Consider the following 25,953-nt stretch of genomic DNA (forward strand, 5'->3'; position numbering starts at 1 on the left):
GGCCGCGCCCGCACCGTCTCCTGCGACGATGACGCCCCTGCACGGCTGGTACGCCGAGGAGGCGCGCGATCTGCCGTGGCGCCGCCCGGAGTTCCACGCCGCCTTCGGCGCCTGGGGCGTGCTGGTGAGCGAGTTCATGCTGCAGCAGACGCCCGTGACCCGCGTGATCCCGCACCTCGACGCGTGGCTGACGCGGTGGCCCACACCCCGCGCGATGGCGGCCGCGTCTCCGGCGGACGTCGTGCAGCAATGGGCGAACCTCGGCTATCCGCGGCGCGCCCTGTGGCTGCACCGTGCGGCCGTCGAGGTGGTCGAGCGCCACGGCGGCGTCGTGCCGCGTGACGTCGACGCCCTCCTCGCCCTCTCCGGGATCGGCGACTACACCGCCCGTGCCGTGGCCGTCTTCGCCTACGGCGACCGTCATCCCGTCGTCGACACCAACACCCGTCGCGTGCTCGCCAGGGCGGTCGAGGGACGAGCGCAACCGGGATCCCCGTCCCGCCGCGACCTCGCGCTCATGGCGGCGCTGCTGCCCGCGGACCCCGCCGAGGCCGCCGTCCTCAACGCCGCGGCGATGGAGCTCGGCGCGACGATCTGCACGTCCCGTGCGCCCCGATGCGAACGCTGCCCGCTGGCGGACGGGTGTGCGTGGCTCGCGGCCGGCCGACCCGACACCGGGGATGAGCGACGACGACAGGCTGCGTACGAGGGTTCGGACCGCCAGGCCCGCGGCGCCGTGCTCCGGCTCCTGCGCGCCGCCGCCCCCGCCGCGGTCCCGCTCACCGCCGTCCTCCCGGACTGGCCCGACGTGCGTCAGCGGGACCGTGCGATCGACTCCCTCATCGCCGACGGGCTCGCGGAAGCCGACGGGGAGGGCCTCTCCCTGCCACGGTGAGCGCTCAGAGGAGCTGTTCGGTGCGGTGGGCCAGCACGGTCAGTTCGACGCGGCTGCGGACATGCAGCTTCGCGAACGCGCGTCCGAGGTGCACCTCGACCGTGCGGACCGAGACCGACAGCCGCTCCGCGATCGCGCGGTTCGCCGTCCCGCCGACCGCGAGCATCGCCACCTCGATTTCCCGAGGCGTCAGTCGCTGAGCCCAGGCGCTCCGGCAGGCGGGCAGGGCCGCCGTCCCGTCCGCCGTGGTCCCGGACGCCTCGAGCCGTTCCCGCCGTCGTCGCACCGCGCGCTCCCAGGCTCGCGCTCCGGCGACCTCGAACAGCCGCTCGGCCTGCGCGAGGTGCCCGCGTGCCGAGACCACGTCTCCGTGCAGACCGGATCGGACCCCGAGGAGGGACTCGACCCGCCCGCGGGCGAACGGAGACCGAAGCCGGCTCGCCGCCACCCGCAGCTCCTCCTGGTCCGTGCGCCAAGTGGGGCCGGCGGAACCGACGACCGCCCGCCGCAGCGCCGCGGCGATCTCGCTCTCCGGCGGCCGCACGGTCCCCGGCCGGTATCCCCCCGGCGACCAGAGCACGACCTCGTCGACTCCCGGCACCGCGAACACCGGCTGCGGGGCTCCGCGGTCCCGCCACAGCCCCATGGCGCCGACGGCCACCTCGAAGGAACCGTCCAGAAAGGCCTCGACGGCGCGATCGACCAGCACGTCCGACCCGGCGGCGGGAGCAAGGACGTCGGTGAGTGCACGCGCGATCGGGCCCAGGGCGCCGAGCACCGCCAGGTCGAGCCGCCGCGCCAGGACGACACCGAGACCGGCGAACGGGATGGCGACGGGGAGCTCGACCGCCGCGTGCCGGAGCAGTTCCCTGGCCGGACCGATGTCTCCCCGCCAGACGAGGAGCAGCACCTCGGTGACAGCGCGGTAGGCCCGCACGACCGGGCTGCTCTCGAAGCCGGGGAACACCGGATCGCGCTCCGCTCCGGGAAGTCCTCCCGTGCGCAGCAGCCGCAGGCCCTCGTCGATGTCGCCCGCGCATGCCATCTGCAGCGCCGCCGCTACGCCGCCGAGCCCGCCGAGGCCCGCGGTCCCGCTCGCCGGCATGACGTCGCCGGCGAGGAGAGCGCACACCCCCACCACGGCATCGCGCAGCGCACGGTCCGTCCCCGCGTGGGAGGCTCCGCGGACCTGGGCGAGCCAGCGCCACTCGGCCCCGCGGTCGCGACGTTCCGCGCACAGGATCGCGACGAGCCCCGCGGATCGCGCCCATGCCGTGGCGTCGGCCGCGGAGCCGGAGGCGAGCCGCCGCGGATCGACGGCGGGAACGAGGCCGTGCCGAAGGGTGCGGGCGGCGAGGTAGGGGCCGAGCGCCCGTGCCCGTCGATGCTCCGCCGCGCCCGGGAAGAGACCGCTCAGCCACGCCTCGGCATCCGCGGCGTAGCCGCAGGCGAGCGCCGCGCAGCCGGCGAGCACCCTGGCCTCCTCGCCGACGGCGCCGGTCGCGTGCGCGGCGGCCTCACCGGCCAGGAGCAGCGCGCGCTCGGTGAGCCCCGCGTCGGCCGCGACACGGGCCCGCGCTGTCAGGACCGCTGCGGCCCGACGATCCCGCGCGGCGCACGATCGCGCGCGATGCCACGCCTCCCCACTCCGGTCCCCGCGTGCGACCGCGGCGTCAGCCAGCCGGGTGTGCACGCGCGCGACCTCCGCCGCCGACGCGGCCGCGTACACCTCCGCGGCCACGCGCGGGTCGGTGAGCCGGATCGAGCCCGCGTGGATCGTCAGATGCGGCGCGGCGGCGCTGGCCCGTATCTCCTCCACGCGGCGTCCGTCGGCCGCGAGGATCGGATCCAGCTCCTCCTCGAGTGCCAGCACCACCGTGAGCAGGAGCAGTCGGTCGGCGCTCGCCAGCCCGCGGATGCCGGCATGGACCGCCGCGGACGGCAGCGGCCACGGCATCCGACTCAATCCGCGGCGCTGCTCCGGTGTGAGGCGGGCCGCGACGGCGAGCACGGCCTCGGCATCGTCAGGCAGCGCGGCGCCCAGCTGCGCCGCCACGTGCGGCGCGCAGCACAGATCCCGCCGTCGAAGCTCATCCAGCAGCGGCTCCACGACGACAGGCGCGACGAAGAGGCCCGCGGGCGTGCTCGTCGCCTGAATGTCGATCCCCCCAGATCCACCGGTTGTCCCGCCGCGGACCTGAGGGTATCAGACGGGATCAGTCCTCGTCGTCGTCGTCCGACCGGTAGGGGTCGGCCTCGCCGGCGTGGGTCGCGGACGAGGCCAGCTTGGCCACCTCCGCGTCGCGCTCCTGCGCCTCGCGCAGCAGAGCGGTGATGTGGTCGGCGTTCTCCGGGAGCGCGTCCGGGATGAATTCGAGCGTGGGGACGAGTCGAGTGCTGAGCTGTCGACCGACCTCGCTGCGCAGCATTCCGGTCGCGGACGTGAGCGCGGCACCGCTGGCGAGGCGCTCCTCTTCCGTGCCGAGCACCGTGTAGAACACGGACGCGTGCTGCAGATCGCCGCTCACGCGGACGTCGGTGATGGTCACGAAGCCGAGACGCGGGTCGCGCAGCCCCTTCTCCAAGCGCTCGGCGAGGATCACGCGGATGCGATCCGCGAGTCGGGCCTGTCGTTCACCAGCCATTGTTCCTTCTCCCACCTCTGTGCGTCGCGGTTCCCAGCGAACCGCGGAGGCGGCTGCCTCCTCCCCCGTCACGGGAGGAGGAGGCAGCCGCCGCAGTCGTGCGGATCAGCCGCGCGGCTTCTCCACCATCTCGGTCGTCTCGATCTCGTCGCCGACCTGGATGTCGTTGTACTTGCCGAGGCCGATACCGGCCTCGTAGTCCGTCCGCACCTCGGTGACGTCGTCCTTGAACCGGCGCAGCGACTCGATGGCGAGGCCATCGGCGATGACGACGCCGTCGCGGATGACGCGGGCCTTCGCGTTGCGCGTGATCGTCCCGGACCGCACGATGACACCGGCGATGTTGCCGAACTTCGAGGAGCGGAACACCTCGCGGATCTCGGCGACACCCGACTGGACCTCTTCGTACTCCGGCTTGAGCATGCCCTTGAGCGAGCTCTCGATCTCGTCGATCGCGTTGTAGATGACGGAGTAGAAACGGATGTCCACGCCCTCACGCTGAGCACGCTCGCGCGCCTTCGTGTCGGGGCGGACGTTGAAGCCCACGATGATCGCGTTGTCGATCGTCGCCAGGTTCACGTCGGACTCGGTGATCGCACCGACACCGCGGTGGATGATGCGCAGCTGCACCGAGTCGTCGACCTCGATCTTGAGGAGCGACTCCTCCAGCGCCTCGACGGCACCGGAGACGTCACCCTTGATGATGAGGTTGAGCGACTCGACCTTGCCCTCTTCGAGAGCACGGGTGAAGTCCTCGAGCGAGATGCGCTTGCGAGCCTTGGCCAGCTGCGCGTTGCGCTCGACGGCTTCGCGCTTCTCCGCGATCTGACGCGCCATGCGGTCTTCCTCGGTGACGATGAAGACGTCGCCGGCGCGGGGCACGGAGTTCAGACCCTGCACCTGGACCGGACGGGACGGCGCGGCCGCCTCGACGATCTCGCCGTTCTCGTCGATCATCGCGCGGACACGGCCGTAAGCGGTGCCCGCCACGATCGCGTCGCCGACCCGGAGGGTTCCGGACTGGATCAGCACCGTCGCGACCGAACCGCGGCCCTTGTCGAGCTTCGCCTCGATGGCGACACCGCGAGCGGCCTTGTTCGGGTTGGCGGTCAGGTCGAGACCGGCGTCCGCCGTGAGCAGCACCGCGTCCAGGAGCTCCTGGATGCCGGTGTTGGCACGGGCCGAGACGTCGACGAACATGACGTCGCCGCCGTACTCCTCGGCCACCAGACCGTACTCGGTGAGCTGCTGACGCACCTTGGCCGGGTTGGCCTCGGGCTTGTCGACCTTGTTCACCGCGACCACGATCGGCACGTTGGCCGCCTGGGCGTGGTTCAGCGCCTCGACCGTCTGCGGCATGATGCCGTCGTCGGCCGCGACCACGAGGATCGCGAGGTCGGTGACCTGCGCACCACGGGCACGCATGGCGGTGAACGCCTCGTGACCGGGGGTGTCGATGAACGTGATCGCCCGCTCGATGCCCTCGTGCTCGGTCCAGACCTGGTAGGCACCGATGTGCTGGGTGATGCCGCCGGCCTCACCCTCGATGACGTTGGTCTGGCGGATCGCGTCGAGGAGGCGCGTCTTACCGTGGTCGACGTGACCCATGACGGTGACGACCGGGGGACGGATCTCGAGGTCGTCCTCGCTCTCCTCCTCCAGCTCCTTCTCGAGGTCGAGACCGAAGCCCTCGAGGAGCTCCTTGTCCTCGTCCTCGGGCGAGACCATCTGGACCTTGTATCCCAGCTCCTCACCGAGGACCTCGAACGTGGCCTCATCCAGCGACTCGGTGGCCGTGGCCATCTCGCCGAGGTTGAAGAGGATCGTGACGAGGGTGCCCGGCTGCACGGTGTAGCCGGTCAGGGCCTCGATCTTGTCGGCGAAGTCCGCGATGGAGGCACCGCGACGCATGCGGATCGTCTCGCCGTTGCCACGGGTGACGTTGACGCCACCGACGACCGGGGCGCTCCGCATCTCGAACTCTTGCCGCTTCGCCCGCCGCGACTTGCGCTGCTTGCTCTTGCCGCCGCCCTTGCCGAAGGCACCGGCCGTACCGCCGCCGGGACCACGGCCACGACCGCCACCACCGGGACGACCGGCGAAACCGCCGCCGGGACGGGGACCCGCACCGGGACCGCCACCGCCGCCGGGACGACCGGGGCCGCCCGTACGCTGCTGGAACGGAGCACCGGGACGACCGCCCTGACCACCACGAGGTGCGCCGGGTCGCGGCGAGCCGGGACGCGGGGCACCCGGGCGCGGAGCACCGGGACGGGGCGCCTGCGGACGCGGGATGTTGCCGGGGGTCGGGCGCTGGCCCATCCCCTGCGCCGAGGCGAAGGGGTTGTTGCCGGGACGGGGACCCGCGGGACGCTGGCCCATGCCCTGTGCGGACGAGAACGGGTTGTTGCCGGGGCGGGGCGCGCCGGGCTTCGGGGCGTTGCCGTCACCGGAGGACGGTGCGGCCGGAGCCGGAGCCGACGGCTTCGCGGGCGCCGACGGCGCCGGAGCCTTCTCCGCCGCGGGGGCGGGCGCCGGGCTCGGAGCGGGTGCGGCCGGAGCTGCAGGACCCGGCTTGGGGCCGGGCTTCGGACCGGGGGTGGGCGCCGAGGACTTCGGTGCCGGCTTCGCGGCGGGCTTCGCCGCAGCGGGCTCGGAGGCCGCCTTCAGGGACGGGTCGGCCTCGATCGCGGCGCGCAGCTTGCGCGCCACCGGGGGCTCGACCGTCGAGGACGGGCTCTTCACGAACTCGCCGAGTTCCTTGAGCTTCGCAAGTGCGACCTTGCTGTCGACGCCGAGTTCGGCGGCGATCTCATGTACGCGTGGTTTACCAGCCACAATTCTCCTGTCTGGGTCGGTCTGCCCAGACAGGGCAGACCACTAGTCGCGGACGGGTCTCATTTCGAGCCGTTCACTTTGTTTCCATAGCTGTTCAGCCTTTGTTTCTTGGTGGGTGCTGTTCGAAGATCCGTGTGTCCAGCTGAGTGGTCACACGCAGTGCTCTTCCGAAAGCTCGACGCCGCAGAGCGGCTTCCATGCACTCGGGTGTCGGATGCACCCACGCGCCACGCCCCGGCAGGACAGCACGCTCATCGGGGATGAGGGTGTCGTTCTGGGCAACCACCCTGAGCAGAGTGGAGCGGGGAGCACGCGTGCGGCAACCGACGCACGTTCGTACGGGTTCCATCTTACACCTGCGTTCCGTCCGTCCTCGCCGCCACCGGGCGTGGCGTCGAGGACGGACAGGGATCAGTCGAGGACGCTGTCCGGCTGGATGTCGATCTTGGCGCCGGTGAGCTTGGCGGCCAGACGCGCGTTCTGACCCTCCTTGCCGATGGCGAGCGACAGCTGGTAGTCCGGCACGAGGGCGCGGACGGCCTTGGTGCTCGCGTCGAGGACGAACGAGCTCGTGACCTTCGCCGGCGACAGCGCGTGCGCCACGAACGTGGGCAGGTCGGCGTCGTAGTCGACGATGTCGATCTTCTCCCCCGCCAGCTCCTCCGTGACGGCCCGCACACGGCGCCCCATCTCGCCGATGCACGCGCCCTTGGCGTTGATGGCCGGGTCGTTCGCCTTCACCGCGATCTTGGTGCGGTGCCCGGCCTCGCGGGCCAGCGCGACGATCTCGACCAGGCCGGCCGCGATCTCGGGCACCTCGAGCGCGAACAGCTTGCGGACCAGGCCCGGGTGCGTGCGCGAGACGGTGATCTGCGGACCCTTGAGCCCCTTGGCGACGCTGGTGACGTAGACGCGCAGCCGGGACCCGTGCGCGTACTCCTCGCCGGGTACCTGCTCCTCGGGCGGGAGGATCGCCTCGACGGAGCCGAGGTCGACGTGGATCATGCGCGGGTTCGGCCCCTGCTGGATCACGCCGGCGACGATGTCGCCCTCCTTGCCCTTGAACTCGCCGAGGACGGCGTCGTCCGCGATGTCCCGGAGGCGCTGGCTGATGACCTGCTTGGCGGCGAATGCGGCGATGCGCCCGAAGTCGTCCGGCGTCGCCTCCTCCTCGCCGATGATCGCACCCTCGTCGTCGCGGACGACCTGGAGGACGGCGACGTGGCCGGTCTTGCGGTCGAGGTGCACGCGGACGCCCTCCGGCGTCGCGCCGTCGGGCGAGACGTGCTTGGAGTACGCGGTCAGGATCGCCTGCTCGATGATCGAGACGAGCTCGTCGAACGGGATCGCCTTCTCCTTCTCGATCCCTCGCAGCAGACTCAGTTCGATGTCCATGACGGCCTCCCTATTCAGCTCTCGTCGCGCCCGAATGCACGCGCGACATCCGTACAACGATACCGTGTGCCGCGCGCCCGGGCCATCCGGCCTCCGCCGGCACAGGCCGTCGCGCGCCAGCAGGCTCTCTGTGCGCGAGCAGCCTGCTTCCGCACAGGTGCCTGTTCCGGCGGACAGTCCCGCGCCTGGTCAGGCCTTCGGCGCGGACGGGAGGGCGTTGAGCGCGCCGATCAGACGGAAGAGGTTGCCCACCTGACGCTGATCCAGGTGCAGGGCGAGGCGCGGGAGGTCGAGGCGGTCGTCGTCGGCGACCTCCGGGGACCGGGGAGCCGTGCGCTCGATCCGCCCGGTCGACAGGAGTGCGGCGAAGGCGGTGTTGAGCTCCTCGATCTCGGCGTCCGTCGGCTCGGCCTTGAGCCGCAGCACGAGCGTGTCCCCGACCCACCGCAGCGAGTCGTAGTTGCGCCAGAACCCGGTGATCTCGGCGCGGGCCTCCTCGACCGAGTCGGTGATGACGACGCGATCGAAGTCCCCCGGGGAGATCACCCCCATCGGGGCGAGGTGCTCGTCGACGAAGCGCCGCATGCCCTGCCAGAACGATCCGCCCTTCTCGTCGAGCAGCACGATCGGCGTCGGCTCGGCCTTCCCGGTCTGCTGCAGGGTGAGCAGCTCGAACATCTCGTCGAGCGTGCCGAAGCCCCCGGGCAGGCAGATGAATCCGCTCGACTCCTTGATGAGCATGAGCTTGCGCGTGAAGAAGTACTTCATCGCGACGACCTGATCGCTTCCCGCGACGAGACTGTTCGCCTTCTCCTCGAAGGGGAGCCGGATGGAGACGCCGAGAGACAGCGCCGGCCCCGCCCCCTCGGCGGCGGCCTGCATGATCCCGGGGCCCGCGCCCGTGACGACCATCCAGCCGTCGTTCGCGAGCGCCGCCGCGACATCGCGCGCCTGCAGGTACAGCGGGTCGTCGTGGAGGGTGCGCGCGGAGCCGAACACCGTCACCTTCGGCACGCCGCGGAACGGGGCGAAGAGGCGGAACGCGTCGCGCATCTCGGCCAGGGCGGCGGAGGCGATCTTGAGGTCGAGGCGGTCGGTGTCGTCCTCACCGAGGAGCAGCGCCGTGCGGAGCATCCGCATCACGAGCCGGCGGTCCGAGGACACCCCCGCTTCGTCCAGCACATGGTTGATCTCGTCGCTCAGAGCGGCCGGCAGCGGTTCCTCGGTCATGCCCCCAGCGTCCCACGCGGCCTCCCGCCGACGGGACGCAACGCCGAAGATCCGCACCCCCGCGCTCCGCAGCATGGGCGGGACACGGTGTCAACGCCCGTGCGCTCGGTCGGCGGTGGCGCCACGATGGCGACATGACAGAGATCACCGGACCCGAGGCCCTCGCCCGCATCAAGGAGCTCGTGGAGGACATCGACTTCACCATGCTCACCACCACCGACCCGGAGGGGAACCTCGTCAGCCGGCCGATGTCCACCAGGCAGATGGACGACGCCGGCGCCATCTGGTTCTTCACGGCGGAAGACACGGAGAAGGTCGAGGAGGCGCGCCGTCACCATGATGTCGGGCTGGCCTACTGCGACGCGAAGGGCATGCGCTACGTGTCCGTCGCCGGCACCGCAGAGATCGTGCACGACCGCGCGAAGATGGAGGAGCTCTACTCCCCCTCCCTCGACATCTGGTTCGAGGAGGGGCTGGACACCCCCGGCATCGCCCTGCTCGCGGTCACCCCGGTCGTCGCCGAGTTCTGGGAACCGGCGAAGGGCAAGGTGGCGATGGCCGCCGGGGCGCTCAAGGCGTTGGTGACCCGAGACACCCCGGACGACGACATCATGAACCACGGCCGCGTCACCTGCTGAGCGACCGGCGGCGCCGGGTCAGCGCGTGGCGGAGAGCCGCTCCACAGCCTCGGCGACCGAGACCGCCTCGCGCTCGCCCGTGCGGCGGTCCCAGAACTCCACCTGGCCGTCGGCGGCGCCCCGGCCGACGATCACGATCTTCGGGACGCCGACGAGTTCTGCATCACCGAACTTGACTCCGGGCGACACCTTCGGACGGTCGTCGTAGAGCACGTCGAGCCCGGCGGCTTCGAGCTGCGCGGAGAGGTCCTCCGCGACGTCGAAGGCGACCTGGTCGCGCCCGGCGGCGACGACCTGCACGTCGAACGGGGCGACCGAGGCCGGCCAGATGAGGCCCTTGTCGTCGTTGTTGAGCTCGGCGATGATCGCCAGGATCCGCGTGACGCCGATGCCGTACGACCCCATGGTGACCGTGACGAGCTTGCCGTTCTCGTTGAGGACCTTGAGGCCGAGTGCCTCCGCGTACTTCCGTCCGAGCTGGAAGACGTGACCGATCTCCATGCCGCGGGCGAGCTCGACCGGACCGGAGCCGTCGGGCGCCGGGTCGCCGGCGCGCACGTTCGCGATCTCCACGATGCCGTCCGCCTCGAAGTCGCGTCCGGCGACGACGGAGTGCGCGTGCTTCTGGTCGATGTTCGCGCCGGTGATCCAGCTCGTGCCCTCGCTCACGCGGGGGTCGACGAGGTAGCGGATGCCGGTCGCGGACTCCTCGCCCAGCACGGCGCCCGTGGGCGACCACGGACCGATGTAGCCCTTCACCAGAAGGGGGCTGTTCTCGAAGTCCTCGGCGGTGGCGGTCTCGACCTCGGCCGGCGCGAAGGCCACCTCGGCGCGCTTCTCGTCCACCTCGCGGTCGCCGGGGATGCCGACGATCACGAGCTCACGGGTGCCGTCGAGGTGCTTCAACGCGAGGACCACGTTCTTGAGCGTGTCGGCCGCGGTGTACTCGCCGTCGAGCTCGCGGTTGCAGTGCGCCACGAGCGTCTCGATGGTCGGCGTGTCCGGAGAGTCGAAGATCACGGGGGCGCCGTCGGCATCGAACGGGACCGGCGCGGGTACCGGGGTGCTGAAGGCCTCGACGTTGGCCGCGTAGCCGCCGGCACTGCGGACGAACGTGTCCTCGCCCACGGGGGTCGGGTGCAGGAACTCCTCGCTCCGCGAACCGCCCATGGCCCCGGCGTCGGCTTGCACGATGGCGTACTCGAGGCCCAGCCGCTGGAAGATGCGCTCGTACGCGTCCCGCTGCGCCTGGTAGCTCGCATCCAGCCCCTCCTCGGAGGCGTCGAAGGAGTAGGCGTCCTTCATCGTGAACTCGCGGCCGCGGAGGAGCCCGGCGCGCGGCCGGGCCTCGTCGCGGTACTTGTCCTGGATCTGGAAGATCGTCAGCGGCAGGTCCTTGTACGACGAGTACAGGTCCTTCACGAGGAGCGTGAACGCCTCCTCGTGCGTCGGCGCCAGCAGGTAGTCCCCGCCCTTGCGGTCCTGGAGGCGGAACAGCAGATCGCCGTACTCGTCCCAGCGCCCGGTGGCCTCGTACGCCTCGCGCGGCATCAGCGCGGGGAAGTGCACCTCCTGCGCACCCGCGGCGGCCATCTCCTCGCGGATGACGGTCTCGATCTTCGCCTTGACGCGCAGGCCGAGCGGCAGCCACGCGAAGATGCCCGCCGCCTGCGGTCGGATGTACCCGGCGCGGATCAGCAGCTTGTGACTGGCGACCTCGGCACCGGCAGGATCTTCGCGGAGCGTACGGAGGAAGAAGTTCGAAAGACGAGTGACCACGGCTCAAGTGTAGTGAGCCGCGGTCACCCGCCTCGTCGCTCAGTTGAGGGCCGGGAGTCCCTGCGGCACGACACCGCCGCGGTAGAGGCTCTCCGCGAGCTCCTGCAGAGCCGTGAGCGCCACGCGCTGCGGCAGCGGACCGTAGGAGATGCGGGTCACGCCGAGCTTCTCGTACTCGGAGGCGGCGAGCGCGCCGGGGATGCCGATCACGCTGACCTTGCGCTCACCGATCCCCTCGACGAGCTGACGCGTGACGTTCGCGTCCAGGATGCCGGGGACGAAGACCGCGGTGGCGCCCGCATCGAGGAAGGCGCGACCGCGCTGGATGGCATCCGCGATGCTCTGCTCCACGGGGCGCGACCCGGCACGCACGAACGCGTCGGTCCGGGCGTTGAGGGCGAACGGCACGCCCTCCGCCTCCGCGGCCTTCACGATGGCCTCGACGACGGCGACCGATTCGTCGAGCGGCTTGAGGCGGTCCTCGACGTTCGCGCCGACGACGCCGGCCGCGATCGCGAGGCGGGTGGTCTCCCCCGCGTCGCCGTACCCGTCGTCCAGGTCGGCGGTGACGGGAACGGACACGGCCGCCGCGATCCGTCCGACCATGTCGATCATGACGTCGCGCGGGGTGTCCCCGTCGTCGTAGCCGAACGACGCGGCGATGCCGTGACCGGCGGTGGCGATCGCCTTCGTCTCCGGCAGCGCGGCGACGGCGCGTGCGGAGACGACATCCCACACGTTCACCACACGGAGGATCTCCGGGGCGTCATAGAGTCCGACGAGGGTCTGAGCCTTGGCAGCAGTGGTCATGTCCCCACGCTAGCGGCCGATGCGGGCACGCGGGCCGGCTGCGGCGGATCGTCCCGGTGCTCGACCTAGGCTGGCGGCATGCCCCAGCGCCGCTCGCATGTCGCCCCCTCCGCCGCCCAGACCGAGCTCGCCGCGGCGCTCTCCGCGCTGCGGGAGGCCCTGGACACGCCGACCGTGTTTCCCGCCGACGTGCTCGCCGAGGCGGAAGCGGCCTCGGCCACGACCCCGGAGCTCGACCTCACGGACATCCCGTTCGCGACCCTCGACCCTGCGGGCGCCCGTGACCTCGACCAGGCCTTCCACCTCGAGCGCGACGGCGACGGCTATCGGGTGCGGTACGCCATCGCGGACGTGCCGGGTTTCGTCACCCCCGGTGGTGCCGTGGACGCGGAGGCCCGCCGACGGGGACAGACCCTGTACGCCGCGGACGGCACGATCCCGCTGCATCCGCCGGTGCTGAGCGAGGACCGCGTCTCCCTGCTCCCCGATGTCGACCGTCCCGCTCTCGTGTGGACGTTCGCGCTGGATGCCGCGGGCACCGTGACCGACTTCCGGCTGGAGCGCGCCCTCATCCGGTCCCGTGCGCAGCTCGACTACGCGTCCACCCAGGAGGCGCTGGACCGGGGCGACGGCGGCCACGCGGCCCTGCTGCCGGATATCGGTGCCCTCCGCCTCGAGCAGGAGCGTGGGCGCGGTGGAGCCAGCCTCAACGTCCCGGACGAGGAGGTCGTGCGCACCGAGGACGGCTCCTATGCGATCGAGCGCCGCAGCCCCCTGCCCGTGGAGGAGTGGAACGCGCAGCTGTCGCTCATGACCGGGATGGCGGCCGCGACGCTCATGATCGACGCAGGCGTGGGCATCCTCCGCACGATGCCGGAGCCGGACGAGGCGGCGTTCGCGGCCTTCCGTCACCAGACGGAGGCGCTCGGGCGCCCGTGGACCGACGGCACGTACGGCGAGTACCTCCGCGGCCTCGACCGCTCCGACCCGATGACCCTCCCGGTGCTGGAAGCCGCCGCCTCGCTGTTCCGCGGTGCGGGGTACCTCGTGTTCGACGGAGAGCCGCCCGCCGACGCCGTGCAGGCCGCGATCGGAGCCCCGTACGCGCACGCGACCGCTCCCCTCCGCCGGCTCGTCGACCGCTGGGTCCTCACCATCTGCCTCGCCGTGTCGACGGGACAGCCGGTGCCGGAGTGGGTGCGCTCCTCCCTCGACGACCTCCCCGCGCTCATGCAGGACTCGGGCCGGCGGGCGTCGCAGCTGGACGCGGACACCGTGAACCGGGTCGAGGCCGCCCTGCTCACACCTCTGGTGGGACAGACGGTCGAGGCCACGGTCATCGAGCTCCGGGGCGAGCGGGCCGCCGTTCAGATCGCGGACCCTGCCGTGACGACGACCGCGCCGGTGGGTCTCGCCAGGCCCGGGGACGTGGTGCGGCTGCGCGTCGTGCGCGTGGACATCGCGACGGGCGAGATCGAGCTCGCCGTCTGACTCCGCCGGGTCAGGCGAGGACGCCGGACCAGGCGCTTACCGGCGCCAGAGCCTGTGCTGCCGCGTTCGCCTGATCCTCCACCAGCGTCAGCCCGAGACGAGACGGTCGTCGGCGCCTCTCGGGACGATGTCCGGGCTGGTCGGCGAGGAACAGGAACTCACCGGTGGTCGGGTGCAGGCAGGGTTCGTGCGCTGACCTCATCGCGAGAACAGGCAGGCATGCGACAGCAGGCGACACCGGCCGCTGGCGCCTGTCCTCGCGCGAAGGCCTGAGGCGGGCGAGCGCTCAGGAGGCGGGAGTCGCGGTCGTCGTCATCACGAGGAGCTGCGGGTCGGACAGATCCAGAGTCACCGCGATGGCGGCGAATTCCGCGAGGGAACCGACGTGGGTGCCGCCGCAGAGGATCACGGCCTCGCCCTCAGGGAGGTCGCAGTGCCAGCGTCGCCGATCGACGATGGTCGGTCCGTCCACCTCGATGCGGCTCGCGGCAGCGGAGCCGACCCATGCGGCGAGCTGTGCGTTGATGCGCTGCTCGCGGTCCGCCAGCGTGGCCGCGAACGTCTCGGTGTCGAAACCCGCGCGGCGCAGGCTCTTGCCCAGGCGGTACTCGTCGACGGCGCCGTCCTCGTGGATGCGGCTGGACTGGTTCGCCCGTCCCTCGAAGTCCGGGTTTCCCAGCGCATCCTCCCCCGGGTCCTTGCGCCAGAGGTCGGCGACCGCGAGATCCAGGGCGAGGGAGGCGAGGTGGCACGCGGTGTGACCGCGGCTGAGGCCGGCACGGTGCGCCTCGTCGACCGAGAGCGCCACGCGCGTCCCCTCCGCGAGCCAGGCGGGCGCGGCACCATCGAGCCGGTGGCCCACCAGCCACGTCCACCCCTCGCTCCCGCGCTTGACGGGGATCGCGCTGCCCACCGCGAACGCGCCGTCATCCGAGACCGCCGCCATGAGCGCCTCGGTCACGGGGACGGCTCCGGCATCGCCGGAGATCGCGCCGGTATCACCGGGCTGATCGGGCCAGGTGTGATCGACGGGGTGGAACGGCGTGGCATCGACGACGACCACCGTCCCGTCGGCGTCGTCCGCCACGCGGGTCACGACGGCGTCTCCGCGGAGGCCGCCGTCCGGGAAGGTGACGATCGTGGGCGTGGTCATGGGGCTCCTCGGAGAGACGACGGAACGGTGGTGCCGGTCAGGCACGGGGTGTCAGTGGGACGGCGGGATCGTGAAGCTGGCGAGCCGGTCGCCGTCGACGACGAAGATCCCATCGGACTCGCCGTTGAAGACGCGACTGCTCCACGCGAGCCGGATGCGCGTCGTGTCGCCGTCCGTGGCGGCCGAGAGCACGGTCATCCGCGCCCCGGCGCCGATCGCATCGCTGTCCGCCCAGCCGCGCACGCCGTCGGCACCGGCTTTCACGGTGCCCCAGTCGCTCACGAAGCCGTCCGCGGTGAACGCGGCGACGAAGGCGTCGGTGTCCCCGGCGTTGATCGCGTCGATCATGGCCTGGACCGGCGCGGGCAGGAGGATGTCGGACACGGCACTCCTCGGATCAGGCGGTGACGACCTGGGCGGTGCCGAGCGGAGCGTCCGGTCCCATCTCGGCGGCGATGCGGTTCGCCTCCTCGATGAGGGTGGCGACGATGTCGGCCTCCGGGACGGTCTTGATGACCTCGCCCTTGACGAAGATCTGGCCCTTGCCGTTGCCGGAGGCGACACCGAGGTCGGCCTCGCGTGCCTCACCCGGGCCGTTCACGACGCAGCCCATGACGGCGACGCGCAGCGGCACCGTCATCTCCTTGAGCCCCTCGGTGACGTCTTCCGCGAGCGTGTAGACGTCGACCTGAGCCCGACCGCACGACGGGCACGAGACGATCTCGAGCTTGCGCTCCCGGAGGTTGAGGGACTGCAGGATCTGGTGACCGACCTTGACCTCCTCGGCCGGCGGCGCGGACAGCGAGACGCGGATGGTGTCGCCGATGCCCTCCCCCAGCAGGATGCCGAAGGCGGTCGCGCTCTTGATCGTGCCCTGGAAGGCCGGTCCCGCTTCGGTCACGCCGAGGTGCAGCGGCCAGTCGCCCCGCTCGGCGAGCTGACGGTAGGCCTTGACCATGACGACCGGGTCGTTGTGCTTGACCGAGATCTTGAAGTCGTGGAAGTCGTGCTCCTCGAACAGCGACGCCTCCCAGACCGCACTCTCGACGAGGGCCTCCGGCGTGGCCTTGCCGTACTTCTCGAGCAGGCGACGGTCGAGCGAGCCCGCGTTCACGCCGATGCGGAGCGAGACGCCCGCGTCCTTGGCGGCCTTCGCGATCTCGCCGACCTGGTCGTCGAACTTGCGGATGTTGCCCGGGTTCACGCGCACGGCCGCACAGCCGGCGTCGATCGCCTGGAAGACGTACTTCGGCTGGAAGTGGATGTCGGCGATGACCGGGATCTGGCTCTTCTTCGCGATGATGTGCAGCACGTCGGCGTCGTCCTGCGAGGGCACGGCGACGCGGACGATCTCGCAGCCGGAGGCGGTGAGCTCCGCGATCTGCTGCAGCGTCCCGTTGATGTCGGTGGTCTTCGTCGTCGTCATCGACTGCACGCTGACGGGCGCATCGCCGCCGACGAGCACCTTGCCCACCTTGATCTGACGGGACTTGCGACGCGGGGCGAGGACTTCGGGGACCTTCGGCATCCCAAGATTCACTGCTGGCACGATCCCAGCCTACGCCGCCCGGATGCGGAAGGGCTGGATGCGGCGGGTGTGGTAGTTTCGCCCCATGATCGCGCACATCACCTGGTGGCCCGCCTCCTAGGCGGTGTGTTCGCGTTCCCTCGAATCCAGACCGCCTCCGGGGCGGTCTTTTCGTTGCGCCGAGCCGGAGCCCTCGCACAGGAGACATCGATGACCCTCTCTCGCCTCGACGAGCTCAGCGCCGACCCCACCGCGTCCTTCGTGCTGATCGCCCGGGACGGCGCGGACACCGTCGAGCTGCTCACCGGAGACGTCACCGACGTCGACCTGCTCGCCGACATCCCCCTGACGGTCGAGGGAGAGCCGCGGGAGGTGTTCGCGCTCGTCCCGTATCGGCAGGTCCGCGAACGCGGCTTCGTGGCCCAGGACGACGGGGCGCCGCTGCGCTGCCTCGTCGTCTCGGAGCACCGGCACCTGCCGACCGCTGCTGTGCTCGACGCGCTTCCGACCACCCCGATCCCGCTCCGCGATGAGGGCTTCGACATCGCGGACGAGGAGTACGCGCGGATCGTCGAGACCGTGATCGCAGACGAGATCGGCCGCGGCGAGGGTGCGAACTTCGTCATCCGCCGCGATTTCACCGCGACCGTCGACGCCGACGAGCGCCAGGCGGCGCTCACCTGGTTCCGGGCTCTGCTCGCCCACGAGCGCGGCGCGTACTGGACGTTCGCGGTCGTCACCCCCGGGCACATCGCGGTCGGGGCGAGCCCCGAGGCGCACGTCGTGGCCCGCGACGGTGTCGTCACCATGAACCCCATCTCGGGCACCTTCCGGCATCCGGCCGGCGGCGCGACGAAGGAGACGCTCACCGACTTCCTGGCGTCGACCAAGGAGACCGAGGAGCTGTTCATGGTCGTGGACGAGGAGCTCAAGATGATGAGCGCCGTCTGCGCCGACGGCGGACGCATCACGGGCCCGCATCTCAAGGAGATGTCGCGGCTGACGCACACCGAGTACATGCTGCGCGGACGGAGCGGGCTGGACCCGCGGGACATCCTCCGCGAGACGATGTTCGCCCCGACCGTCACCGGCTCCCCCATGCAGAACGCCTGCGCCGTGATCCGGCGGCACGAGCGCAAGCCCCGGGGCTACTACTCGGGCGTCGCGGCGCTCTTCACGCCCAACGCCGACGGCGGGCACGACCTCGACGCGCCCATCCTCATCCGCACCGTGTACCTGCGCGACGGCGAGCTGAGCGTGCCCGTCGGCGCGACCCTCGTCCGCCACTCGGACCCGCACGGCGAGGTGTCCGAGACCCACGGCAAGGCCGCGGGCGTGCTCGGCGCCATCGGCGCGATCGATCGGGACCGCGTGGCCGAGGCCCGCAGCGACGCCGACGCCCCCGGTGAGCCGCGGCGTCTCGCGGACGACCCGGACGTCGCCGCGCTCCTCTCCTCGCGCAACGCCCGCCTCGCCGAGTTCTGGCTGAACCCGCAGGGCGAGGACTTCACCGGTCCGTTCTCCGGCCGCTCCGCCCTCGTCGTCGACGCCGAGGACCGCTTCACGACGATGCTCGCGCATCAGCTGCGGCACCTCGGGCTCGACGTGACCATCGCGTCCTGGGACGAGGTGGACGACGAAGCGGTCGAGACGGCCGATCTCGTCGTCGCCGGCCCCGGCCCCGGCGACCCCCGAGACGACGCGAGCCCGCGCATCGCCCGGATGCGCGAGATCGTGGCGGCCCGCCTGCAGGCGCATTCGCCGCTGCTCGCGGTCTGCCTGAGCCACCAGATCCTGGCGGACCGGATGGGGATCGCGCTGACGCCCCTCGACGCTCCGCACCAGGGGCTGCAGAAGGCCGTGCCGGTGTTCGGCGAGGATGCCTCGATCGGGTTCTACAACACCTTCACGGCACGGGTCGACCCCGGAGCGACCACGGTGGGCCCGGCCGAGGTCTCCGCGGATCCGGTGACCGGAGACGTCTACGCGCTCCGCGGCGACGGCTTCGCATCGGTGCAGGGCCACCTCGAATCGATCCTGTCCCGCGACGGCATCCGCACGCTGGAGCGCCTGGCGGCGCACGCCCTGCGCTGAGCGCGTTCCGGCCGCTCAGCCCAGGAGCTTGACCGGGTTGAACAGGTCGGCCACGAGCAGGAGCGCGCCCATCGCGATGAGCAGCGTCGCGACGACGACGGTCAGCGGCACGAGCTTGGTGGCGTCGACCGGGGCCGGGGGCGGCCGCCGGAACAGCTTCGCCCACGCCCGCTTGATCCCCTCCCACAGCGCGACGACGATGTGCCCGCCGTCGAGCGGCAGCAGCGGGATCAGGTTGAAGACGAAGAGCGCGACGTTGAGCGAGCCGAGAAGGCCGAGCAGCACGGCGAAGCGGTTGAGCACCGGAGCGTCCGTCGCGGCCACCTCGCCCGCGAGACGCCCGACGCCGACGACGCTCAGCGGCCCGTTCGGATCGCGTTCCCCTCCCGTCACGAGCGAGACCCCGACGTCCCACAGCCGCACCGGGAGCGTGACGATCAGCGAGCCGACCCGGGCGACGGTGTCCGCCGCCAGCTGGGGTCCGGCGGTCAGCGGCTGCTGCACGTAGCCCATCTGCGCGATCATCCCCGCATAGCCGACCTCCTTCACGACGGGATCGCCGTCGTCGTCGAGCACCGGCTGCCCGCTCGCGTCCGTGATGGTGCGCTCCGCGGCGATGGGCGTGAGGGTCAGCGTCCGCTCGGTGCCGTCCCGGCGCACGACGAGGGCGAGGGGCTCGCCCGGTGAGGCCTGGACGATGGCGGTGGCCTCCGCGAAGGTCGACACCGGCTTCCCGTCGATCGACACGAGGACGTCGCCCGGCTGCACGTCGGCCGCAGCGGCCGGGGACTCCGGATCGTCGGCCCCGCACTCGGTCGCCGTCGACGACGCGGGGACCACGCACTCGTTCACCGCCGCGACCGTGGTGGTCCCCTGCTGCACGCCGATCCCGCTGACGAGGACGGTGAAGATCACCACGGCCAGCACGAGATTCATGAGCGGTCCGCCGAGCATCACGATCACGCGCTTCCACACCGGCAGCTTGTAGAAGACCCGGTCCTCGGCGCCTTCCGCGATGGTCTCGTCGTTGGCAGAACGCGCGTCCTGGATGAGCGTGCGGAACGCCCCGGAGGCGGGCCCGCTGTCCTTCGACGACGGATACATCCCCGACATGGAGATGAAGCCGCCCAGGGGCAGGAGCTTGAAGCCGTACTCCGTCTCCCCGATCCGCTTCGACCACAGGCGCGGCCCGAAGCCGATCATGTACTGGCCGACACGCACGCCGAAGAGCTTCGCGGGGACGAGGTGGCCGACCTCGTGCAGACCGATCGAGAGGCCGAGGCCGATCAGCATGAACACGATGCCGCCCAGATAGAGCAGGAATTCCACGAGCCCACGCTACTGCCCGCCGCCTAGGAATCCGCCCGGCTCGCGCAGCGTCGCTAGGCTGGCACGATGACGTCCCGGCAGCTGCGCTTCCTCCGCGCCGCCGCCGTGTCCGCGATCGCCACGCTCCTCGCGGCCGTCTCCCACACGCTCGCCGGCGGGGCCGCCCCGCACCCGCTGCTCATCGCCGCCGTCGCGACGCTCTTCGTGCCGCTCTCCGCCGCCGTGGTCGGCCGGCGGTCCTCGCGCGCCCGAGTCGCGGTGGCCGTGGTCCTGGCGCAGGGCGCGTTCCACCTGCTCTTCCAGCTCCTGGGGGCGCCCACCGCCGAGGAGGCGCCGGGACTCGGCGTCCACTCCCACCACCTCGACCTGAGCGCACTCGGCCCGCTGTCACCGGCCGCAGGGCCAGGAGCGCTGATGCTGTCGGCGCACCTCGTCGCCGCCCTGCTGACGACGGTGCTGCTGTGGCATGGCGAGAGCGTGCTGCGCACGATCGCCCGCTGGTTCCAGGCCGCCCTCCGACGCACGGCGACGCCCGCCTCCACGCCGCCCGCTCCCCCGCGTCCTCTGCGCTCCGCCCTCCTCCCTCCGCTCGACGTCGCGACGACCGCCGTGGTCTCGCGACGCGGTCCTCCGGTGCTCGTCGGCGGCTGAGCCGCCCCTCGATCCGGCCGTCGCCGTTCGACGGCCCATCCTTCCGGGCTGCGCTGTTCCGGCGCGCCCGCACACGAGCATCTGGAGACCCCATGTCGAACACCACCATCCGTCCCCGTCGTCCACGCCGCACCCTCCTCGGAGCCACCGGCGTCGTCGGCGGACTCGCCCTCGCCCTCGCCGTCCCCGTGATGGCCGGGGCACACGTCAGCGTCAGCCCCGACGAGCTCGCCGCGGGCGACCACGGCGTGCTGACCTTCTCGTTCTCGCACGGCTGCGGCACCTCGCCCACCACCGCCCTGCGCATCACCATGCCGGACGGTCTCGCCTCGGTAGCCCCCACGCTCGACGGCGACTGGACCATCCAGGTCGAGCGCGGCGACGACGGTCTCGTGAGCGCCGTCACGTACACCGCCCTCACGCCGGTGCCGACCGACCTGCGCGGCGCCGTGAGCATGTCGGTGGGCCTGGATGAGGACACGCCCGAAACGCTCGCCTTCCCGGTGGTCCAGCAGTGCGTGGACGGCGCGACCGAGTGGACGCAGCTCGCCGAGAAGGGTGAGGACCCGCACGACCTCGACTCCCCCGCGCCTGTCGTGACGGTCACGGACGGCACCGCGGACGGTCACGGCACGAGCGCCGCGTCGCAGCCCGCGACGGCGGACGACGGCGACGACGCGCTGGGCATCGCGCTGGGTGCCGGCGGTCTGCTCGCCGGCGTCGCGGCGCTGGTGGTCGCGGTGCTCGCGTTCCGCCGCCGCGCCTGACCCCCGGTCCGCCGCGCCCGGCTCCGGCGCGCGGCGGACCGACCCGCCCGGGCTGACACCGCGGCCGTGAGAACATGGAGACGACATGTCGATGGAACAACAGCCGACCCTGCCCCCCGTGCTCCGCCCGGCGAACCCGCCCCGGCGCGAGCTGTCCGAACTCGCCTCCCTGTTCGCCCGCTCCGTGCGGGGCGACGTGGAGGGCGTCGCTCTCAGTGGCATCACCCTCGCCACGGCCGATCTGCGCCCGGGTGAGGCCTTCGTCGCCATCCGCGGCGTGAACCGCCACGGCGCGGACTTCGCGAAGACCGCCGCCGAGAAGGGAGCGGTCGCGGTGATCACGGACCAGGCGGGTGCCGACATCGCCGCCGACGCCGGCCTCCCGATCCTCATCGTCGACGACCCCCGCGGCGTGCTCGGCGCGCTGAGCGCCTGGGTGTACGGCACGGGCGCGGAGGATCCGCTCCCCCTCCTGTTCGCGACCACCGGGACGAACGGCAAGACGAGCGTCTCCCACCTCCTCGAGGGCATCCTCGAGCAGATGGGCGTCGTCACCGGGCTCTCCTCCACGGCTGAGCGGCACATCGCGGGCGAGGTCATCGTCTCGCGGCTCACCACCCCCGAGGCCTCCGAGATGCACGCCCTCCTCGCGCTGATGCGGGAGCGCGAGGTCGAGGCCGTCGCGGTCGAGGTCAGTGCCCAGGCCCTGTCCCGTCACCGCGTCGACGGCATCCGGTTCGACGTCGCGGGGTTCACCAACCTCAGCCACGATCACCTCGACGACTACGCCGACATGGAGGAGTACTTCGAGGCGAAGCTGCCGCTCTTCCGCCCCGACCGCGCCGTGCGCGGCGTCGTCTGCCTCGACTCGTCCTCCGGCGCCCTCGTCGTCGAACGCTCCGAGATCCCCGTCGTCACCGTCGGGACGCCCTCCATCGCCGCCGACGCCGATCAGGCATCGCGAGCGGACTGGGTGGTCGTCATCGACGACGAGCGGGCGACCGGCACCACGTTCACGATGACGGGACCGGCCGGCACGCTCACCACGACCGTCCCCGTGATCGGTCCGCACATGGCCGCGAACGCGGCGCTGGCGATCGTCATGCTGCTCGAGGGCGGCTATGCCTGGGAGCGGATCGTCGGGGCCCTGCAGCGCGACGGCGGCATCCGGGCCTACCTGCCCGGTCGCACGCAGCTCGTCTCGGGCGCGCAAGGGCCGGCCGTCTTCGTCGACTTCGGCCACTCGCCCGACGCCTTCGAGAAGACCCTGGCCGCCGTGCGGCGGGTGACCCCCGGCAAGGTGCTCATGCTCTTCGGGGCCGACGGGGACCGCGACGCCAGCAAGCGCTTCGACATGGCCCGCACCGCGGTGGAGGGCAGCGACATCCTCGTCGTGACCGATCACCACCCGCGGTTCGAGGACCCGGCGTCGATCCGCGCCACGCTCGTCGAGGGCGCGCGTCGCGCCCGTCCCGACGCCGAGATCCACGAGTACTCCCCGCCGGAGGCCGCGATCGTGGCCGCCGTCGGACTCGTCGGCGACGGCGACGCGATCCTCTGGGCGGGACCCGGCCACCAGGACTACCGCGACATCCGCGGAGTGCGGACGCCGTACTCCGCCCGCGAGCTCTCCCGGCGTGCGCTGAAGGCCGCCGGATGGCCCGTCCCGGAGCCGCGCTGGCCCGTGCCGTACCCGGACGAGGACTGAGCCCGCGCCGCGTCAGGCGGCGGCGATGAGCTGGTCGGCCTTCCGCCGCGCCCAGTCCTCCGCCGCCGCGAGCGATTCCACGGTCAGCGCGTCCGGAGCGTCGTGCGCGTCGACGACCCGCTGCACGGTGTCGACGATGCCGAGGAACGGCAGGCGCCCCTCGTGGAACGCGTCCACGGCCTGCTCGTTGGCGGCGTTGTAGACCGCGGGGAAGGTGCCTCCGGCACGCCCGACCGCCTTCGCGAGTGCCACCGCGGGGAAGGCGTCGTCATCGAGCGGCTCGAACGTCCACGACGTGGCGGTGGTCCAGTCCAGCGGGCGGCCCACACCGCCCACCCGGTGCGGCCAGTCGAGGCCCAGCGAGATCGGCAGCCGCATGTCCGGCGGAGAGGCCTGGGCGATGGTGGATCCGTCGATGAACTCCACCATGGAGTGCACGATCGACTGCGGGTGCACGACGACGTCGATGTCGTCGTAGGGCACGTCGAACAGCAGGTGCGCCTCGATGACCTCGAGGCCCTTGTTGACCAGCGTGGCGGAGTTCGTGGTGACGGTGCGTCCCATGTCCCACGTCGGGTGCGCGAGCGCATCCTGCGGCGTGACGGCGGTGAGCTCGTCGCGCGACTTCCCGCGGAAGGGCCCGCCCGAGGCCGTGACCACGAGCCGACGGATCTCGTCGTGCGTACCGGAGCGCAGGGCCTGCGCGAGAGCGGAGTGCTCGGAGTCCACGGGGACGATCTGACCGGGGGCTGCGGCGGCGAGCACGAGATCACCGCCGACGATCAGCGACTCCTTGTTCGCCAGGGCGAGCGTCCGCCCCTCCTCCAGCGCAGCCAGCGTCGAGCCCAGACCGATCGAGCCGGTGATCCCGTTCAGCACCACATCGGCTTCGACGTCACGGACCAGCTGCTCCGCCTCCGCGGCGCCCAGAGCGGTGTGCTCCACCTGGAACTGCGCCGCCTGCTCGGCCACCATCGCCGCGTTCGACCCTGCGGCGAGACCGACGACCTCGAAGCGTCGAGGATTGGCACGGATCACATCCAGCGCCTGGGTGCCGATGGAACCGGTGGAGCCGAGGATGATGACGCGACGCATGACGCCAGCCTAGGACACGCCGCGACGGCGGCCCTACTGCTGCGGCTGGACCGGGGTCGTCGCGAGGATGTCGACGACGAACACGAGGCTCTCGTCCTGCAGCTCGTGGCCCTCAGCCGCGCCGTAGCCGTCGGACGGCGGCATGACGACGAGGACCTGCGAACCGACCTTCTGCCCCTCGAGCGCCTTCTGGAAGCCGGCGACGACCCCCGTGGTCTGGAACTGCGCGGGGGCGGCGTCGCGGCTCCAGCTGGAGTCGAACTCCTCGCCGTCGGACCACTTCACGCCGAGGTACTGGACGACCACAAGGTCGCCGGAGGCGACCGTCGCCCCGTCGCCCTGCTTGAGGACGGAGACCTTCGTCTCGGTCGGCGCGTCGCCGTCCGGGATCGTGACGGACGGCTTGCCGTCGTCGTCGAGCTCGACCTCGGGCATGCCGGCGGTCGGCTCGACGGGCTCACCGGTCGCGACCTCGGGGAGTCGGTCGACGGCCTCCGCGTAGACGACGATGTTGCTCTGCCCCTCACCGAGCGCGCTGCCGGGGATGGCGAGGACGACGCGGGATCCGACCGGCTCGCACTCCAGCGCGGCGACGAACAGCGACGACTGGTTCGGGTCGAGGAGCACGGGGAGCGTGCCGTCCTCGCCGCGCGCCGACGAGTCGACCACCTCGCCGCTGGCGGCATCGACGATCTGGTACTGGACGGAGACGAGGTCGTTCGCCGCGAGGTCGTCTCCCTCGCCCTCAGACACGACGGTCCGCTCGACGTTCGCGAACTCCGCATCGTCGGGAACCGTGATCTTGGCGTCGAGGCCTTCGCCGTCCACCTCGATGGCGTCCGAGGTGTCGCCGGCCTTCGCGTTCACGAGGCACTGGCTCGACCCGGAGGCGTCCGGGGAGGAGGTGCTCTGCGGATCGCCGTTCCCGGAGCAGCCCGCCAGCAGCAGGGTCGCCGCAGCGACGGTGGACAGGACGAGCAGCGGACGGGTGCGCACAGGAAGACCTCACGATCGCGGGCGGGAGCTTCCATCCTGCCTCATCGCCCTTTGCTCGCGCTGGGAAGCGGCGGCGCGAGTCTTCATTCCCACGTCGGCATGGATCCGGGAGTAGCCTGCTCTGATGAGCTCTGAGCAGTCCGTGGACCCCGAAACCCCCTCAGAGGACTCTCCGAAGCCCCGGCACGCCGGCTTCACCTACGCCCTGGGCCGCAGCCTCATCGCCCCGCTCGCCCGGCTCGTCTACCGGCCGCACATCGAAGGACGCGAGCACGTCCCCACCACCGGCCCGGTGATCTTCGCCAGCAACCACCTGTCGTTCATCGACTCCATCGCCATCCCGGTGGCTGCCCCGCGGCCCGTGCACTTCCTCGCCAAGTCGAGCTACTTCGAGGGCACCGGCATGAAGGGCTGGGCGTCCAAGACGTTCTTCGAGGCGATCGGCGCGATCCCGGTCCGCCGCGGCGCCGGCCAGGCGGCGCTCGACGCCCTCGACCTGCAGCGTCAGCTCCTCGACGAGGGCCTCGCCGTCGCGCTGTACCCCGAGGGCACCCGTTCCACCGACGGCCGGCTGTACAAGGGCCGCACGGGCGTGGCGTTCCTCGCCCTGCAGACCGGCGCCCCCGTCGTCCCCGTGGGACTCATCGGCACCGACAAGGTGATGCCGGTCGGCGCCAAGATGCCCACGCTGTCCGAGCGGATCACCGTGCGCTTCGGGGAGCCCCTGGATCTGTCTCCGCACGGACCGGCGACGAGCGGCCGCGCGCGCCGACTCGCGACCGACGAGATCATGGCCGCGATCCACGCCCTCTCCGGTCAGGAGCTCGCGGGCACCTACAACGAGGCGCCGGCGCAGAACACGATCGAGAAGATCAAGCAGGCGCTCCCGCACGAGCGCCGCTGAGCGCCCC

General features: G+C 71.7%; 22 protein-coding genes. 8 read left to right on the forward strand and 14 right to left on the reverse strand.

The window, feature by feature from the left end; genetic code table 11:
- Positions 1 to 28 precede the first annotated feature (28 nt).
- Positions 29 to 895 carry an A/G-specific adenine glycosylase gene (locus tag AB0300_RS09695; RefSeq protein WP_025103181.1) on the forward strand — a complete coding sequence of 289 codons (867 nt, stop codon included), beginning with the start codon at positions 29 to 31 and terminating at the stop codon, positions 893 to 895.
- A gap of 4 nt (positions 896 to 899) precedes the next feature.
- On the opposite strand, the gene AB0300_RS09700 is transcribed toward AB0300_RS09695, so the two are convergent.
- From AB0300_RS09700 to AB0300_RS09725, 6 genes are all read right to left on the reverse strand, one after another.
- Positions 900 to 2,951: a helix-turn-helix transcriptional regulator gene (locus AB0300_RS09700; protein ID WP_366215915.1), complete on the reverse strand. Its 2,052-nt coding sequence runs from the start codon at positions 2,949 to 2,951 to the stop codon at positions 900 to 902.
- A gap of 160 nt (positions 2,952 to 3,111) precedes the next feature.
- Positions 3,112 to 3,540: a 30S ribosome-binding factor RbfA gene (rbfA, locus tag AB0300_RS09705; protein ID WP_025103179.1), complete on the reverse strand. Its 429-nt coding sequence runs from the start codon at positions 3,538 to 3,540 to the stop codon at positions 3,112 to 3,114.
- A 105-nt stretch (positions 3,541 to 3,645) separates the two neighbouring features.
- Positions 3,646 to 6,378: a translation initiation factor IF-2 gene (infB, locus tag AB0300_RS09710; protein WP_062634951.1), complete on the reverse strand. Its 2,733-nt coding sequence runs from the start codon at positions 6,376 to 6,378 to the stop codon at positions 3,646 to 3,648.
- Positions 6,379 to 6,472: 94 nt separating this feature from the next.
- On the reverse strand, positions 6,473 to 6,727 hold the full coding sequence (locus AB0300_RS09715; RefSeq protein WP_081811550.1) for a YlxR family protein: 255 nt from the start codon (positions 6,725 to 6,727) through the stop codon (positions 6,473 to 6,475).
- 62 nt (positions 6,728 to 6,789) lie between these two features.
- A complete protein-coding gene (gene nusA / locus AB0300_RS09720) occupies positions 6,790 to 7,773 on the reverse strand; it encodes a transcription termination factor NusA (protein ID WP_062634952.1) in 984 nt (327 codons plus the stop codon).
- Between the two features lie 189 nt (positions 7,774 to 7,962).
- Positions 7,963 to 9,003 (reverse strand): TIGR00730 family Rossman fold protein, encoded by a 1,041-nt coding sequence (locus AB0300_RS09725; RefSeq protein WP_025103176.1) that lies wholly within the window; start codon positions 9,001 to 9,003, stop codon positions 7,963 to 7,965.
- Positions 9,004 to 9,137: 134 nt separating this feature from the next.
- Here AB0300_RS09725 and AB0300_RS09730 point away from each other — a divergent pair, with 134 nt between their 5' ends.
- Entirely contained in the window at positions 9,138 to 9,641 is a 504-nt protein-coding gene (locus tag AB0300_RS09730) for a pyridoxamine 5'-phosphate oxidase family protein (protein ID WP_366215916.1), read from the forward strand.
- Positions 9,642 to 9,659: 18 nt separating this feature from the next.
- Here the strand turns inward: AB0300_RS09730 and AB0300_RS09735 are convergent, their stop codons facing one another.
- Entirely contained in the window at positions 9,660 to 11,420 is a 1,761-nt protein-coding gene (locus tag AB0300_RS09735) for a proline--tRNA ligase (RefSeq protein ID WP_366215917.1), read from the reverse strand.
- A 39-nt stretch (positions 11,421 to 11,459) separates the two neighbouring features.
- Positions 11,460 to 12,230, reverse strand: coding sequence for an isocitrate lyase/phosphoenolpyruvate mutase family protein (locus tag AB0300_RS09740; protein WP_025103173.1), 771 nt, complete (start codon positions 12,228 to 12,230; stop codon positions 11,460 to 11,462).
- Positions 12,231 to 12,308: 78 nt separating this feature from the next.
- Between AB0300_RS09740 and AB0300_RS09745 the strand changes: the two genes are divergently transcribed.
- On the forward strand, positions 12,309 to 13,721 hold the full coding sequence (locus AB0300_RS09745) for an RNB domain-containing ribonuclease (RefSeq protein ID WP_366215918.1): 1,413 nt from the start codon (positions 12,309 to 12,311) through the stop codon (positions 13,719 to 13,721).
- 286 nt (positions 13,722 to 14,007) lie between these two features.
- On the opposite strand, the gene AB0300_RS09750 is transcribed toward AB0300_RS09745, so the two are convergent.
- The 3 genes from AB0300_RS09750 to ispG are packed head-to-tail and all read right to left on the reverse strand — an operon-like array spanning position 14,008 to position 16,402.
- A complete protein-coding gene (locus tag AB0300_RS09750; RefSeq protein WP_366215919.1) occupies positions 14,008 to 14,874 on the reverse strand; it encodes a hypothetical protein in 867 nt (288 codons plus the stop codon).
- 51 nt (positions 14,875 to 14,925) lie between these two features.
- Positions 14,926 to 15,258 (reverse strand): nuclear transport factor 2 family protein, encoded by a 333-nt coding sequence (locus AB0300_RS09755; protein WP_366215920.1) that lies wholly within the window; start codon positions 15,256 to 15,258, stop codon positions 14,926 to 14,928.
- A gap of 13 nt (positions 15,259 to 15,271) precedes the next feature.
- Positions 15,272 to 16,402, reverse strand: a complete 1,131-nt coding sequence (gene ispG, locus AB0300_RS09760) for a flavodoxin-dependent (E)-4-hydroxy-3-methylbut-2-enyl-diphosphate synthase (protein ID WP_025103167.1) — start codon at positions 16,400 to 16,402, stop codon at positions 15,272 to 15,274.
- Between the two features lie 210 nt (positions 16,403 to 16,612).
- Between ispG and AB0300_RS09765 the strand changes: the two genes are divergently transcribed.
- Complete coding sequence (locus tag AB0300_RS09765; protein WP_366215921.1) at positions 16,613 to 18,496, forward strand: chorismate-binding protein; 1,884 nt, start codon at positions 16,613 to 16,615, stop codon at positions 18,494 to 18,496.
- A 15-nt stretch (positions 18,497 to 18,511) separates the two neighbouring features.
- Here AB0300_RS09765 and AB0300_RS09770 read toward each other — a convergent pair whose 3' ends face one another.
- Positions 18,512 to 19,825: an RIP metalloprotease gene (locus AB0300_RS09770; protein ID WP_025103165.1), complete on the reverse strand. Its 1,314-nt coding sequence runs from the start codon at positions 19,823 to 19,825 to the stop codon at positions 18,512 to 18,514.
- Positions 19,826 to 19,891: 66 nt separating this feature from the next.
- On the opposite strand from AB0300_RS09770, the gene AB0300_RS09775 reads away from it, so the two are divergent.
- The 3 genes from AB0300_RS09775 (at position 19,892) to AB0300_RS09785 (ending at position 22,951) form a co-directional block, all read left to right on the forward strand.
- Positions 19,892 to 20,476 carry a hypothetical protein gene (locus AB0300_RS09775; RefSeq protein WP_338565878.1) on the forward strand — a complete coding sequence of 195 codons (585 nt, stop codon included), beginning with the start codon at positions 19,892 to 19,894 and terminating at the stop codon, positions 20,474 to 20,476.
- 92 nt (positions 20,477 to 20,568) lie between these two features.
- Entirely contained in the window at positions 20,569 to 21,243 is a 675-nt protein-coding gene (locus AB0300_RS09780) for a YcnI family protein (RefSeq protein ID WP_366215922.1), read from the forward strand.
- A 91-nt stretch (positions 21,244 to 21,334) separates the two neighbouring features.
- Positions 21,335 to 22,951 (forward strand): UDP-N-acetylmuramoyl-L-alanyl-D-glutamate--2,6-diaminopimelate ligase, encoded by a 1,617-nt coding sequence (locus tag AB0300_RS09785; RefSeq protein ID WP_303708378.1) that lies wholly within the window; start codon positions 21,335 to 21,337, stop codon positions 22,949 to 22,951.
- Positions 22,952 to 22,963: 12 nt separating this feature from the next.
- Here AB0300_RS09785 and dxr read toward each other — a convergent pair whose 3' ends face one another.
- Positions 22,964 to 24,046, reverse strand: coding sequence for a 1-deoxy-D-xylulose-5-phosphate reductoisomerase (gene dxr / locus AB0300_RS09790; protein ID WP_366215923.1), 1,083 nt, complete (start codon positions 24,044 to 24,046; stop codon positions 22,964 to 22,966).
- A 33-nt stretch (positions 24,047 to 24,079) separates the two neighbouring features.
- A complete protein-coding gene (locus tag AB0300_RS09795) occupies positions 24,080 to 25,042 on the reverse strand; it encodes an FKBP-type peptidyl-prolyl cis-trans isomerase (protein WP_366215924.1) in 963 nt (320 codons plus the stop codon).
- Positions 25,043 to 25,166: 124 nt separating this feature from the next.
- On the opposite strand from AB0300_RS09795, the gene AB0300_RS09800 reads away from it, so the two are divergent.
- Positions 25,167 to 25,946, forward strand: a complete 780-nt coding sequence (locus AB0300_RS09800) for a lysophospholipid acyltransferase family protein (RefSeq protein ID WP_303708071.1) — start codon at positions 25,167 to 25,169, stop codon at positions 25,944 to 25,946.
- Positions 25,947 to 25,953: the final 7 nt, after the last annotated feature.

It is taken from the genome of Microbacterium sp. NPDC078814, from assembly GCF_040702645.1.
Taxonomy (GTDB): Bacteria; Actinomycetota; Actinomycetes; order Actinomycetales; family Microbacteriaceae; genus Microbacterium.

Excerpts from the sequence above, each read along its gene's own strand:
- AB0300_RS09750 (WP_366215919.1), bottom strand. The coding sequence starts at position 14,874 with ATGACCACGCCCACGATCGTCACCTTCCCGGACGGCGGCCTCCGCGGA.
- AB0300_RS09765 (WP_366215921.1), top strand. The coding sequence starts at position 16,613 with ATGACCCTCTCTCGCCTCGACGAGCTCAGCGCCGACCCCACCGCGTCC.
- AB0300_RS09695 (WP_025103181.1), top strand. The coding sequence starts at position 29 with ATGACGCCCCTGCACGGCTGGTACGCCGAGGAGGCGCGCGATCTGCCG.
- AB0300_RS09715 (WP_081811550.1), bottom strand. The coding sequence starts at position 6,727 with ATGGAACCCGTACGAACGTGCGTCGGTTGCCGCACGCGTGCTCCCCGC.
- AB0300_RS09800 (WP_303708071.1), top strand. The coding sequence starts at position 25,167 with ATGAGCTCTGAGCAGTCCGTGGACCCCGAAACCCCCTCAGAGGACTCT.
- AB0300_RS09740 (WP_025103173.1), bottom strand. The coding sequence starts at position 12,230 with ATGACCACTGCTGCCAAGGCTCAGACCCTCGTCGGACTCTATGACGCC.
- nusA (WP_062634952.1), bottom strand. The coding sequence starts at position 7,773 with ATGGACATCGAACTGAGTCTGCTGCGAGGGATCGAGAAGGAGAAGGCG.
- AB0300_RS09785 (WP_303708378.1), top strand. The coding sequence starts at position 21,335 with ATGGAACAACAGCCGACCCTGCCCCCCGTGCTCCGCCCGGCGAACCCG.
- AB0300_RS09725 (WP_025103176.1), bottom strand. The coding sequence starts at position 9,003 with ATGACCGAGGAACCGCTGCCGGCCGCTCTGAGCGACGAGATCAACCAT.
- dxr (WP_366215923.1), bottom strand. The coding sequence starts at position 24,046 with ATGCGTCGCGTCATCATCCTCGGCTCCACCGGTTCCATCGGCACCCAG.
- rbfA (WP_025103179.1), bottom strand. The coding sequence starts at position 3,540 with ATGGCTGGTGAACGACAGGCCCGACTCGCGGATCGCATCCGCGTGATC.
- AB0300_RS09775 (WP_338565878.1), top strand. The coding sequence starts at position 19,892 with ATGACGTCCCGGCAGCTGCGCTTCCTCCGCGCCGCCGCCGTGTCCGCG.
- AB0300_RS09730 (WP_366215916.1), top strand. The coding sequence starts at position 9,138 with ATGACAGAGATCACCGGACCCGAGGCCCTCGCCCGCATCAAGGAGCTC.
- AB0300_RS09780 (WP_366215922.1), top strand. The coding sequence starts at position 20,569 with ATGTCGAACACCACCATCCGTCCCCGTCGTCCACGCCGCACCCTCCTC.
- ispG (WP_025103167.1), bottom strand. The coding sequence starts at position 16,402 with ATGCCGAAGGTCCCCGAAGTCCTCGCCCCGCGTCGCAAGTCCCGTCAG.
- AB0300_RS09745 (WP_366215918.1), top strand. The coding sequence starts at position 12,309 with ATGCCCCAGCGCCGCTCGCATGTCGCCCCCTCCGCCGCCCAGACCGAG.